A 13,275-nucleotide genomic window follows, 5' to 3' on the forward strand; every position below is an offset into this window, starting at 1 on the left:
ACAAATCAGCGTGATCGGAAGTTTGCCGGTCACCTTCCGCAAAAAATCGCCCCGGTCAACCGGAAGCCGGAAGACCAGGCAGAAGAACGGACTGATCCACGATGACCTCACGGACCCTGTTGATTGTCGATGATGACGAGGACTTGCGCGAAACACTGGTGGAGCAATTGTCGCTCTACGAGGAATTCGACGTTTTGCAGGAAGCCAGCGCCGCGCGCGGTATGGCCACTGTGCGCAACGGACTGATCGATTTGCTCGTCATGGACATCGGCCTGCCCGACATGGACGGCCGCGAGGCGGTGAAGATGCTGCGCAAGGGCGGCTTCAAGGCCCCCATCATCATGCTGACCGGCCATGACACCGATTCCGACACCATTCTGGGGCTGGAAGCCGGCGCCAACGACTATGTGACCAAGCCGTTCCGCTTCGCGGTGCTGCTGGCCCGCATCCGTGCCCAGCTTCGCCAGCACGAGCAGAGCGAGGATGCCACCTTCACCGTCGGTCCCTACACCTTCAAGCCCAGCCAGAAGCTGCTGATCGACCAGCGCGGCGGCAAGATCAGGCTCACCGAAAAGGAAGCCGCGATCATCAAATATCTCTACCGGGCAGAGCAGAAAGTCGTCACCCGCGACGTGCTTCTGGAGGAGGTGTGGGGCTACAATTCAGGCGTCACCACCCATACGCTGGAGACCCATGTTTATCGCTTGCGCCAGAAAATCGAACGCGATCCCTCCAATGCGGAGATTCTCGTTACGGAAAGTGGAGGCTACAAGCTGGTTCCTTAAGCAATTTCAGGTGTATTAACCGATAATGATTCGGGGCGCGGGTCGTGGATGGAGGGAACGGCCTGTCGATACGGGGACATAGCTGATGGCGCTGGATGATGACATCCGCATCCTGTCTGGCGTGGAGCTTTTTGCCGACTTCACGAGCGAACAGTTGCGCCTGCTCGCCTTCGGCGCGGAAACGACAAGCCTGCAGGCAGAGCGCAAGCTGTTTCGGGAAGCCGATGAGGCCGACTGCGCCTACATCATCATCAGCGGCCGCATCGCGCTCTATTACGAGGATGACGCGGAAAGAACGCCGATCGCCGTGGCCGGCGCCGGCGAGATTCTGGGCGAGATGGCCCTTATCTCCGACACGCGGCGCATGACCAGCGCCTACGCCCAGACCGACACGCAGGTGCTGCGCCTCAACCGTTCAATGTTCCGGCGCATTCTGGAAGAATATCCGGAGGTCGCCGTGCACCTGCACGGCCGCATCCTGCAACGCTTTCAGGCGCTGGTGGAGCGCATCGAAGGCATGGCGCCCCGCTTCGAGGAATAAGCCGGGGTACGCTTCACAGATCGAAGCTGGCGATCACCGGCACATGGTCCGACGGACGTTCCCATCCGCGTGCCTCGCGCAGGATCTCATACCCGGCAAAATGCGGCACCAGATTGGGCGAGGACCACACATGGTCCAGACGCCGTCCGCGATTCGAAATGTCCCAGTCGCGCGCCCGGTAGCTCCACCACGTATAGATCTTCTGCTCATGGGGAATGTTATGGCGCATCAGGTCCACCCATTCGCCAGCCTCGCGCATCGCCTCGAAATTCGTCGTCTCGACCGGCGTGTGGCTGACCACCTTCAGCAGCTGCTTGTGTGACCACACATCATGTTCCAGCGGCGCGATGTTGAGATCGCCGACCAGAATCGAACCGGACACCTCGTCATGCTCGGCGCGGATCGCGCGCATTTCCTCGATGAAACTCAGCTTGTGGCGGAATTTCGGGTTGATCTCGGGATCCGGCTCGTCGCCGCCGGCCGGCACATAGAAATTATGCAGAAGGATTTTCCGCGATCCCGCATCCAGCGTCACCGACAGATGGCGACTGTCGTCGATCTCGCAGAAACGCCGTTTCTCGACGATCTCCAGCGGCCGGCGCGAGATGGTTGCGACGCCGTGGTAGCCCTTCTGGCCGTGGATGGCGATGTGCTCGTAACCCAGTTTGCGCAAGGGCTTGAACGGAAACAGGTCGTCCGGACACTTGGTCTCCTGCAAACACAGGACATCCGGCTGGTATTGCTGGAGGAAGTGCTCCACCAGCGGCATACGCAGACGAACGGAGTTGATGTTCCAGGTGGCGAGCTTGAAAGACATGGCGCGGAACATGTCAGCGACGGATGCGAAAAACAAGCCGGGGCACGCCTTCCGACGCGCCCCGGCGGGATTTCCACAGATGCCGTGAAGACCTTACGGCCCCTTGCTGTTGAGCACGCGATTGGCGCGATAATCGATGGTGAAGGTGTCGGCAGCGAAACGCACGCCTTCCTGCACGTTGAAGATCATCACCGTCGTGTCCTTGCCCTGTGCGTCGGTGATCGTCCACTGGCGCAGCTCGAAGGTTTTCGGGTCGAACATCATGGTGATCATGGCGTTGCCGAACACCGACTTGTCGGCGAGCTGGATGGTGGTGAGATCGTCTTCCTGCTTCACGCTGCGAACCTTGTCGCCCGACAGGTCGATGCGCTCATCGAGCAGCAGCTTCAAAGGCGTCTTCGACAGAGGATAAAGATCGGAGGTCTGGAGCTTCTGGTTGAGAATGACCACCGATTTTCCATCGGCAATCACGCGGAATTTGGAGGAGCCGTCATAGTTGAAACGAATTTTCCCGGGGCGTTCCAGAAAGAACTTGCCCCCGGTCTGCTCACCCTTGGGGCCGAACTGGACGAACTCGCCGGTCATCGATCTGACTGAGGAAAAATGATCGGCAATGCGCTGCGCGGCGGCAGGAACCGTCTGCGCTGCAGCCGCCGGCGTGAAGCCGGGAGTGATATTCAGCACCGCCGCGCCAACGCAGGCCAGTCCGAGGCCCAATCCGAGGCGAATCAGGCGGCGGCGGGAGAAACCGGTTTCGGCGGCCGTGGCAAAAGTCTGGTTCGTCATTCGTGTCGCTCTCGTCTCGTCTGCCCTTCAAAATGCTTTTGAGCTTTCAGTTGGGCTTAAGTTTGACCGCCCCAGGAAGTTCCATGAGGCCAGAGCAATTCCAGCAAAAGTGCGTAGCCGTTTTGCGTCCGGAATTGCTCTGGTCAGAACTTGTCCTCTTCCGTCGGCACGAGGATTTCGCGCTTGCCGGCGTGGTTGGCAGGCCCAACGATGCCTTCCTGCTCCATGCGCTCGATGATCGAGGCAGCACGGTTGTAGCCGATGCCAAGACGGCGCTGGATGTAGGAGGTCGAGGCCTTGCCGTCGCGCAGCACCACGGCAACCGCCTGATCGTAGGGATCGTCCGAATCCTCGAAATTGCCACCGGAACCGCCCTTTCCGGCAGGCTCATCGCCATCCTCATCATCATCCTCGGTGATGGCATCGAGATATTGCGGCACGCCCTGCAATTTGAGGTGCGCGACCACCTTCTCGACCTCGTCGTCGGAAACGAAGGGGCCGTGAACGCGCTGGATGCGACCGCCGCCGGCCATGTAGAGCATGTCGCCCATGCCCAGAAGCTGCTCGGCGCCCTGCTCGCCCAGAATGGTGCGGCTGTCGATCTTCGAGGTAACCTGGAAGGAGATGCGGGTCGGGAAGTTGGCCTTGATCGTGCCGGTGATGACGTCCACCGACGGCCGCTGCGTCGCCATGATGACATGGATGCCGGCCGCACGCGCCATCTGCGCCAGCCGCTGCACCGCACCTTCGATGTCCTTGCCGGCCACCATCATCAGATCGGCCATTTCGTCGATGATGACGACGATATAGGGCATCGGCTCAAGATCGAGATGTTCGGTTTCGTAGATCGCCTCGCCGGTCTGGCGGTCGAAGCCGGTCTGCACGGTGCGGGTGATCTGCTCACCCTTCTTGTCGGCCGCCGCCACTCGCGCATTGAAGCCGTCGATGTTGCGCACGCCCACCTTGGACATCTTGCGGTAGCGGTCTTCCATTTCCCGCACCGTCCACTTCAACGCCACAACAGCCTTCTTCGGATCGGTAACCACCGGCGTCAGCAGATGCGGAATGCCATCATAAACCGACAGTTCCAGCATCTTCGGATCGATCATGATCAGGCGGCACTGCTCCGGCGTCATCCGATAAAGCAGCGACAGGATCATGGTGTTGATGGCCACCGACTTGCCCGAGCCGGTGGTGCCGGCCACCAGAACGTGCGGCATCTTGGCGATATCGACGATCACCGCCTCGCCATTGATGGTCTTGCCGAGCGCCAGAGCGAGCTTGGCCTTGCTGGTCTCGAAATCCCGGCTGGCGAGAATCTCGCGCAGATAAACGGTTTCGCGCCTTGCATTGGGAAGCTCGATGCCGATGGCGTTGCGGCCGGGAACCACGGCGACGCGCGCGGCGATCGCGCTCATGGAGCGGGCGATGTCGTCGGCAAGGCCGATGACACGGCTCGACTTGATGCCGGGCGCGGGCTCCAGCTCATAGAGGGTGACCACCGGACCGGGGCGCACCTGAATGATCTCGCCCTTGACGCCGAAATCCTCCAGAACCCCTTCCAGCAGGCGGGCGTTCTGCTCCAGCGCATCCGCCGAGAGGCTGGAATCGCGCACCACATTGGGCGGGTTGGACAGGAAGTGCAGCGACGGCATCTCAAAGCTGTGCGCGCCGCTCATGCCCGGATGAATCAGCGAAGTCTGCGCCTCGCGCTGCACCCGGGCACCGGGCGCCGGGCGCGGCGCGGGCGATGCCACGCGCGCTCCGCCTTCGGGAGACCGGAACTTCTGGACATGACCTTGCGGCGCATGGCCGTGCTGATCGTCGAACCAGAGATCGCCTTCGTCCCCATCGTCGAAGACGTCGCGGTCATGCGGATCGAGCGGCGGTGAGGGCTGCCTGACCATTTCCGCAAATAGCTCGGGTTCGACGCGGGCGCTTCCGCCGCGATACATGCGGGCTTCTTCCATTTCCGCCGATTCGACGCGCTCAGCCGCCTGCCGCCAGGCGCTGCGGCGCGACTGGGCCTGCATTTCGGGATAACCATCATCAGCCGCCCGACGGGACGGCACATGCCGGTGCATCCAGCCCCGTGCCGACATCCACCAGTGGCCCAGCATACCCAGCAGCAGGCTGCCACGCCCCTCATCGTCGTCCTCGTCATCTTCATAGAGGACGGAATCCGCATCATCTGCGTCGTCATATTCATCTGCGTCTGTGATGGCGACGCTATTGCCGCGCCGGATCAGGCCCGAACCATAGGCAAACAGCCACAGGCACGGCGCCGCCAGCACGCCGGCAATGACCGCAGCCACCAGTCCGGTCGGATAATCGCCGATGAACATGCCGGGGATTCGCAGCACCATGTCGCCCGACACCCCCCCGAGCCCTGTCGGCAGCGGCCATGTAGGCGGCGGCGTGATGCAGGCGGCCATCGCGGCGGCCAGCAGCGAAAAGCCCAGCCAGCCAAGCGCGCGCCGCGGCAATCGCCCGATCCCGCGCGCTGAAAACAGAAGAAAGCCCCAGATCACCGCCGGCACGAGGCTGGCGACGGCAGCCAGACCGAAGAACTGCATGGCGAGATCCGAGAACACCGCGCCGGCGTAGCCCATGGCGTTGGTGACGATGTTATCGGTGGCATGGCTGAAACTTGGATCGGAGACGTTCCAGGTGGCCAGACTTGCCACGCCGAAGCCCACGAAAGCGAACAGCGCGAAGCCGGTTATCCGCCCGACCTGCCGTCGCGCGAATGCCTGCAGGCCTCCATAGGCCGGTTCTTCCAGCGCAAGCCGTGCTGTCGCCCCTGAACGCATGAATCTGGTCCTCGTCGGTCTTGGTGAGCCGGCGCGAACGCCGGACGGACTCTGAGGCTCAAACTAGCGAAGGGATGGTTAAAACCGCATTAACCATGCGGGAGATGAGCGCTTTTCAACCGCCGCCTGTCCGGAAGCTAAATTCCACGGAATCAGTGAAATGCTTTGAGCCGGACAGAACTTCAAAAGAAAAAAACCCGGCAGTTGCCTGCCGGGTTCTTCTGTTCAGACGGTAAAACCGATCTTAGAACGAACGCTGGAAGCGGAGGTAGCCGCCCCAGCCGTCCTTCTTGCCGCCAACCTTGGCGCCAGTGATGTCACGCTCGTAACCCGAGGCGTACACAACTTCCGGACGGATGTTGAAGCCGGGAACCAGCGCGTAGTCCACGCCAACGGCAGCACCGAAGTTCTCATGGTCGTCATAGGCCAGCTGAACGTCGAGAGAGGCCTTCTGGTTGAACTGGTACTTGCCGCCGCCCCAGACAGCCCAGTCGCCGCCCCAGACGCCGTAGTAGCTGGGCTTGCCGAGCGTGTTGGTAGCAATGTTGCGCAAATCATAGGCACGATCGAAATCGTAGTCCTGATAACCGGCCATCACCCACAGGCTCAGGGCTTCGTTGACGTTGAAGTCAACGCGCAGCTTACCAGCAACTTCACCATAGTTCGAATCGTAGGCGACGACACCGGCGATCTTGCCCCAGCCCTGCGTGAACGAGGCGCCAGCCACGACATGCGGAACGTAGGAGTCGATGGTGTAATCTGCACCCTTACCTTCTTCCACGCCAACCGTGGCGGAGAAGCCGTTGCCGGCATCGAAGGTGTACGCGATCAGGTGGGTCTTGCCCGGGGTGTAGTTGACGCCGATGTCGTCGTTGATGACCGAACCGGCCGAGTCGGTCAGCGTCTCGAACAGCGAGTCGGTGTAAGCGACGGTCAGGCCACCGAGCTGGATGATGGCGTGCTCAAGTTCCCAGTCCTGATTGACGTCGGAATAACCGGCGCCGTTCTCAAAGGAATCGCGCTGGAAATACACCGAGGTGAAAGAACGGAGCGTGCCGTACTCGGTCTCACCACGAGCGTCGAAGGTGAGCTGGGCGCGCATGCGCTTGAAGTACGTGTCGTTCTTGTCGAAGACGCCGTTAAGCGCCTTTTTCTTGTCCCAGCTTTCAATGCCCGTCACATCACCCACGCCGATGTCGTAACGCAGGTAGCCGCCGACCTTCAGGCAGGTCTCGGTGCCCGGGATATAGAAGTAGCCAGCGCCGTAGACGTCGCAGATGCGGACGTATTCAGCGGGTTCCGGCTCGGCCACGACGATAGCGTCGGCAGCACGGGCGCCGGAGACTGCGACGAGGGCCGCAGCGGAGCCGAGAAGAAGGCTCTTGATGTTCATGGTTATCTCCAGTCGAAATTGAAACAACTTGATATCGTGCATGCCGATATCGCTCACGGACGTTTTCAGGAACTGAGTGATTCCCGTTCGCCTCTGTGCACCGATTAGTCGCCAAAGGAGCATGCACTTACAAGCTTGTTTGCCATTTCGGAGCCGGCAAAAAGTGCTGCGGGAGTGTGGGTGTTGCAGTTCTGATACATTTTGGGCTCAACGGTAACGCATTGTTAACCCTGAGAATATTGCGTGCAATTCATACGCAGCCTGATCGCATCAGAAATGCAGACGAAGACACGAGGCTCGTCACCTTCTCCAAGGCAAAAGAAAAAACCCGGCAGTTGCCTGCCGGGTTCTTTTGTTCAGACGGTAAAACCGATCTTAGAACGAACGCTGGAAGCGGAGGTAGCCACCCCAGCCGTCCTGCTTGCCGCCGATCTTGGCGCCAGTGATGTCACGCTTGTAACCCGAGGCGTACACAACTTCCGGACGGATGTTGAAGCCGGGAACCAGCGCGTAGTTCACGCCAACGGCAGCACCGAAGTTCTCATGATCGTCATAGGCCAGCTGAACGTCCAGCGCAGCCTTCTGGTTGAACTTGTACTTGCCGCCACCCCAGACAGCCCAGTCGCCGCCCCAGACGCCGTAGTAGCTGGGCTTACCGAGCGTGTTGGTAGCAACGGTGCGCAAATCATAGGCACGATCGAAATCGTAGTCCTGATAACCGGCCATCACCCACAGGCTCAGGGCTTCGTTGACGTTGAAGTCAACGCGCAGCTTACCAGCAACTTCACCATAGTTCGAATCGTAAGCAACGACACCGGAGATCTTGCCCCAGCCCTGCGTGAACGAGGCGCCAGCCACGACATGCGGAACGTAGGAGTCGATGGTGTAATCTGCACCCTTACCTTCTTCCACGCCAACCGTGGCGGAGAAGCCGTTGCCGGCATCGAAGGTGTACGCGATCAGGTGGGTCTTGCCCGGCGTGTAGTTGACGCCGATGCTGTCGTTGATGACCGAACCGGCCGAGCCAGTCAGCGTCTCGAACAGCGAGTCGGTGTAGGCGACAGTCAGGCCACCGAGCTGGATGATAGCGTGCTCAAGTTCCCAAGCCTGATTGATGTCGGAATAACCGGCGCTGTTCTCAAAGGAATCGCGCTGGAAATACACCGAGGTGAAAGAACGGAGCGTGCCGTACTCGGTCTCACCACGAGCGTCGAAGGTGAGCTGGGCGCGCATGCGCTTGAAGTACGTGTCGTTCTTGTCGAAGACGCCGTTAAGCGCCTTTTTCTTATCCCAGCTTTCACGGCCCGTCACATCACCCACGCCGATGTCGTAACGCAGATAGCCGCCGACCTTGAGGCAGGTCTCGGTGCCCGGGATATAGAAGTAGCCAGCGCCGTAGACGTCGCAGATGCGGACGTATTCAGCGGGTTCCGGCTCGGCCACGACGATAGCGTCGGCAGCACGGGCGCCGGAGACTGCGACGAGTGCCGCAGCGGAGCCGAGAAGAAGGCTCTTGATGTTCATTTTCTGACCTCCAGTCAAAAGTTCAAAAACGGGTTTGGGCTTTGTCTTTACTGAAGGACATTGTTCCCTGCCCCCATCCCCACGATCGAAAAAGAGGCGCACCGCGCTTCTTCTTCGAAATCGACATTACCTATCGCGCTTTCGGGTTCAACAGGGAACACAACTCACTGCAACCCTCGCCGCCGCTATCCGAAAGGTGTGTTGCACAAACGCAACGGTTTTTGCGGCGATGGAAACCTCTTGTTAACCAACGGGTCCCGTAAGGGAAGATTATCCTTCACCAACAAGCACGAATCGCGCCGCAACCAAAAAAAGAAGGCCGGCAAAACCGGCCCCGAGTTGCGTTGAGAATCAGACCTCAACATGTCCACTCTGTTTGCTCCCTTTGCGGGGCGTTCCCCTTTGGTGGTTATTAAGTGATGGGGTGGTTATGAGTGATAGGCGACCTCGCCATGGGAGGTTATGTCCAGCCCCTGCGCTTCCTCTTCAGCCTTGGGCCGCAACCCGACAAGCGCATCGACAAGCTTGTAGAGAATGGCTGAAACGACGCCGCACCAGACGATGGTGATGACGACGGCGAGGAACTGCGTCCACAGCTGCGCGCCCATGGTCACGCCTTCGCCGTAGCCGACACCGCCCAGCGAGGTCGAAGCGAAGATGCCCGTGCCGATGGCGCCGACAATGCCGGCGACACCGTGGATGCCGAACACGTCGAGGGAGTCATCATAACCAAGCCGGATCTTGACGACCGCAACGAAGTAATAGGCCACCACGCTGGCGATGGCGCCGAGAACGATGGCGCCGACCGGGCCAACGAAGCCGGCCGCAGGCGTCACCGCGACGAGGCCAGCGATCACACCGGACGCGCCACCCAGCATCGAGGCCTTGCCCCGCGCCGCCTTTTCCACCAGCGACCACGCGATGACGGCGCCGGCGGTGGCCGTGAAGGTGTTGATCATGGCAAGAGCTGCGGATCCACCGGCCGAAAGCGCCGAACCCGCATTGAAGCCGAACCAGCCCACCCACAGGATGGCAGCGCCCACCAGCGTCAGCGGCAGATTGTGCGGCGCCATGTTTTCCTTGCCATAGCCCGCACGCTTGCCAATCACGATCGCACCGACCAGCGCCGCGATGCCGGCATTGATGTGAACCACCGTGCCGCCGGCGAAGTCCATGGTGCCCCAGCCGAAGAACAGGCCGTTCTCATCCCACGCCATGTGGGCGACGGGGAAGTAGACGAGGCTGACCCACAGAACGATGAACAGGATGACGGCGCCAAACTTCACGCGCTCGGCGAAACCACCCACGATCAGCGCCGGCGTGATGCAGGCGAAGGTCATCTGGAAACAGATGAAGACGAGTTCGGGAATGGTGCCCGAGACGGAGTCCGGCGTCACCCCGGCGAGGAAAAGCTTGCCGAAGCCGCCGAAGAAGGGGCTGTCGCTGCCACCGAAAGCGAAGGAATAGCCCCACAGCACCCACACCACGATGACGGCTGCGGTGATCATGGTACACTGCATCAGCACCGACAGCACATTCCGGGACCGCACGAGGCCGCCATAAAACAGGGCCAGACCCGGCAGGATCATGAACAGCACGAGAATGGTCGAAACCAGCATCCAGGCTGTATCGCCGGAATTGATCGCGGCTACCGCAACCGCTTCCGTCGCGGCTTCCGCCGCTTCCGGGGCAGCTTCCTGCGCCGAGGCGGCGAGCGGGCCGAACAGCGCCAGAGCCGCCGGGCCAAGCAGCCCCGCTCTTGTCAGGGTGGAAGAAAAATTCATTGATCTCTCCATGATAAATCGGGCGCGCCTGATCACAGGGCGTCGGTGTCGGTTTCGCCGGTACGGATGCGCACGGCCTGATCGATGCCGAAGACGAAGATCTTGCCGTCTCCGATCTGGCCTGTGCGGGCGGCGGTGCGGATGGCCTCGACGGCCTTGTCGGCAAGATCGCCGGCGACCGCGACGTCGATCCTTATTTTCGGCAGGAAGCTCACGGCGTATTCGGCGCCGCGGTAGATTTCAGTGTGCCCCTTCTGACGCCCGTAGCCCTTGACCTCGGTAACGGTCAGACCTTCGATGCCGAGCGCCATCAACGCCTCGCGCACCTCGTCGAGCTTGAACGGCTTGATGACAGCCATCACGATTTTCATCAGCTTTCACCCTCTGCTGGTGCGGCATCCCGCACGCTGTCTCACCGACCCGACGCGGACCGGCAGCACAAAGTGACAATCAAGCGCCGTGCCAGTTGCCGTGGCACGCGCTCAACACGCTGATTTCAAAGCGATAAAACTTTCCTGCCGAGACTGGCCATGCGCGCGCCGGCAATCGATGCGATTAATTTTTAGGCAGAAATATCAAGATGCGCAAAATTAAGGCTTCTTGCGCAGGCGGATAAGCCCCTCCTGTGCGACGGAGGCAATCAGCGTTCCGTCACGTGCAAACAGCGCGCCGCGGGTGAAACCCCGCGCCCCTTGGGTCGAAGGGCTGTCCTGCGTGTAGAGGATCCAGTCGTCCAGCGGGTTCTGGCGATGGAACCACATGGCATGATCGAGGCTTGCAGCCTGGATGTCGCGATCGAACACGGCCCGCCCATGCGCGAAGGTGGAGGTGTCGAGCAGGGTCATGTCGGAAAGATAGGCAAGCACCGCGCATTGCAGCGCACGATCGGCCGGAACCGGGCCGGTGGTGCGAATCCAGATGTTCTGCTTCGGCTCCAGCTTTTCGCGGCTCGTATAGTGCTTGAGCATGACCGGCTTCATGTCCACCGGACGCGGCCGCTCCCAGTAGCGGCTTATCCCCTCCGGCACGCTGTCGCCGAAATGGCCGATCAGCTCCTGTTGCGTCATCAGCGAATCGGGTTCGGGAACGTCGAGCGGCATCGCCACCTGATGCTCAAGCCCCTCCTCGTCCCGCTGGAAGGAGGCTTCCAGAGAAAAAATGGCATGACCATGCTGGATCGCCACCACACGGCGCGTGGTGAAGGAACTGCCATCGCGGATGCGGTCGACCTCATAGACGATGGGCAGCTTGGTATCGCCGGGGCGCATGAAATAGCCATGCAGGGAATGCACATGTCGATCCGCGCCCACGGTGCGTTGCGCCGCCACCAGCGCCTGCGCGACGGTCTGGCCGCCGAACACGCGCTGCCAGTCGGTTTCAGGGCTGCGACCACGGAACAGATTGTGCTCCAGCCTTTCGAGGTCGAGAATGGAAAGAAGCTCGTCCATCGCGGTGATCATGAGTGGTCCCCTGCCTTATCGTGTTCTGTGATGTCCGACAGGATGGGCATGGCGTCAAGGCTGCTATATATCCTCAGGCAGCCGGTGAAGAAGGTTGGACGATGACGGTCAAGAGCAAAGCGACGAAAACAGCGGAAAAGCCGGCCGGTGCCGACAAGCTCGACATTCTGATCGCAGGCGCCGGATATGTGGGGCTGGCCAGCGCCGTCGCCATGAAGCATGCCCGCCCGAATCTCAGGGTTGCCGTGGTCGATGCCGCCCCTGCCGACGCCTGGCAGAAGGACAACCGCGCCTCCGCGATCGCCGCCGCCGCTTGCCGGATGCTGGAGCAACTCGATGTCTGGCACCGCGTCGCGCCACAAGCGCAGGCGATCACCGAAATGATCATCACCGATTCGCGCACGGCCGATCCGGTGCGACCGGTGTTCCTCACCTTCGATGGCGAGGTGGGTGAGGGCGAACCCTTTGCCCACATGATCGCCAACCGCGACCTCAACGGCGCATTGCGCGCGCGGGCGGCCGAACTCGGCATCGACATCATTCAGGGCGTGGGCGTGCAGGGGTTCGAAACCGATGGCGGCGGCATCACCGTTCAACTGGCGGATGGCGCTTCGCTGCGCTCCCGGCTGCTGGTCGCCGCCGACGGCGTGCGCTCGAGGCTGCGCGACCTGGCCGGCATCAAGACGGTGCACTGGGATTACGGCCAGTCCGGCATCGTCTGCACGGTGGCCCATGAACGCCCGCATAATGGCCGCGCCGTGGAGCATTTCCTTCCTTCCGGCCCCTTCGCCATTCTGCCCCTGAAAGGCAACCGTTCCTCGCTGGTCTGGGCGGAGCGTACGGAAGAAGCCGAGCGGCTCGTCAATGGCGACGAAATGATCTTCGAGGCGGAACTGGAGCGCCGCTTCGGACTGGAACTCGGTGAAATCCGCGTCGAGAACAAGCCCCGCGCATGGCCGCTCGGGCTCACCCTCTCGCGCAGTTTCGTCGCCCCGCGCGTGGCGCTGGCCGGCGATGCCGCGCACGGCATCCACCCGATTGCCGGACAGGGCCTCAATCTCGGCTTCAGGGATGTGGCAGCACTTGCGGAAGTGATCGTCGAGGCTGACCGCCTGGGTCAGGACATCGGCGCACTCGACGTGCTGGAGCGCTATCAGCAGTGGCGCCGGTTCGACACGGTGCAGATGGGCGTGACCACGGACGTACTGACGCGGCTGTTCTCCAATGACAGCACCCCTCTGCGTTTCGCCCGCGACTTCGGTCTCGGGCTGGTCGAGCGCCTGCCCCGGCTGAAGGACTTCTTCATCCGTCAGGCGGCCGGCCTCTCTCCCAACACGCCAAAACTGCTCCGGGGCGAGTCTATCTGAAGTTT

The 13,275-nt window shown here is 61.3% G+C and carries 11 protein-coding genes; 3 read left to right on the forward strand and 8 right to left on the reverse strand.

Annotation, left to right across the window (positions count from 1 at the left end; genetic code table 11):
• Positions 1–101 precede the first annotated feature (101 nt).
• Complete coding sequence (locus tag AC5XE7_RS06210) at positions 102–785, forward strand: response regulator transcription factor (RefSeq protein WP_239799836.1); 684 nt, start codon at positions 102–104, stop codon at positions 783–785.
• Positions 786–870: 85 nt separating this feature from the next.
• Positions 871–1,326 (forward strand): Crp/Fnr family transcriptional regulator, encoded by a 456-nt coding sequence (locus AC5XE7_RS06215; protein WP_495365305.1) that lies wholly within the window; start codon positions 871–873, stop codon positions 1,324–1,326.
• Positions 1,327–1,339: 13 nt separating this feature from the next.
• Here AC5XE7_RS06215 and AC5XE7_RS06220 read toward each other — a convergent pair whose 3' ends face one another.
• The 8 genes from AC5XE7_RS06220 to AC5XE7_RS06255 form a co-directional block, all read right to left on the reverse strand.
• Positions 1,340–2,143 carry an exodeoxyribonuclease III gene (locus AC5XE7_RS06220; protein ID WP_495365525.1) on the reverse strand — a complete coding sequence of 268 codons (804 nt, stop codon included), beginning with the start codon at positions 2,141–2,143 and terminating at the stop codon, positions 1,340–1,342.
• A 93-nt stretch (positions 2,144–2,236) separates the two neighbouring features.
• Positions 2,237–2,929: an outer membrane lipoprotein carrier protein LolA gene (locus AC5XE7_RS06225; RefSeq protein WP_280198597.1), complete on the reverse strand. Its 693-nt coding sequence runs from the start codon at positions 2,927–2,929 to the stop codon at positions 2,237–2,239.
• Positions 2,930–3,072: 143 nt separating this feature from the next.
• Entirely contained in the window at positions 3,073–5,742 is a 2,670-nt protein-coding gene (locus AC5XE7_RS06230) for a DNA translocase FtsK (protein ID WP_495365306.1), read from the reverse strand.
• A 244-nt stretch (positions 5,743–5,986) separates the two neighbouring features.
• Entirely contained in the window at positions 5,987–7,162 is a 1,176-nt protein-coding gene (locus tag AC5XE7_RS06235) for a porin (RefSeq protein ID WP_495365307.1), read from the reverse strand.
• A 348-nt stretch (positions 7,163–7,510) separates the two neighbouring features.
• Positions 7,511–8,659, reverse strand: coding sequence for a porin (locus AC5XE7_RS06240; RefSeq protein WP_495365308.1), 1,149 nt, complete (start codon positions 8,657–8,659; stop codon positions 7,511–7,513).
• Between the two features lie 428 nt (positions 8,660–9,087).
• On the reverse strand, positions 9,088–10,443 hold the full coding sequence (locus AC5XE7_RS06245) for an ammonium transporter (protein WP_495365309.1): 1,356 nt from the start codon (positions 10,441–10,443) through the stop codon (positions 9,088–9,090).
• A gap of 32 nt (positions 10,444–10,475) precedes the next feature.
• Positions 10,476–10,814 carry a P-II family nitrogen regulator gene (locus tag AC5XE7_RS06250; protein WP_183825039.1) on the reverse strand — a complete coding sequence of 113 codons (339 nt, stop codon included), beginning with the start codon at positions 10,812–10,814 and terminating at the stop codon, positions 10,476–10,478.
• Positions 10,815–11,033: 219 nt separating this feature from the next.
• Positions 11,034–11,903: an acyl-CoA thioesterase gene (locus AC5XE7_RS06255; protein WP_495365310.1), complete on the reverse strand. Its 870-nt coding sequence runs from the start codon at positions 11,901–11,903 to the stop codon at positions 11,034–11,036.
• A 101-nt stretch (positions 11,904–12,004) separates the two neighbouring features.
• Here AC5XE7_RS06255 and AC5XE7_RS06260 point away from each other — a divergent pair, with 101 nt between their 5' ends.
• Positions 12,005–13,270: a ubiquinone biosynthesis hydroxylase gene (locus AC5XE7_RS06260; RefSeq protein WP_495365311.1), complete on the forward strand. Its 1,266-nt coding sequence runs from the start codon at positions 12,005–12,007 to the stop codon at positions 13,268–13,270.
• Positions 13,271–13,275 lie beyond the last annotated feature (5 nt).

Source organism: Aquamicrobium sp. YD-1-mutant5 (assembly GCF_059509755.1).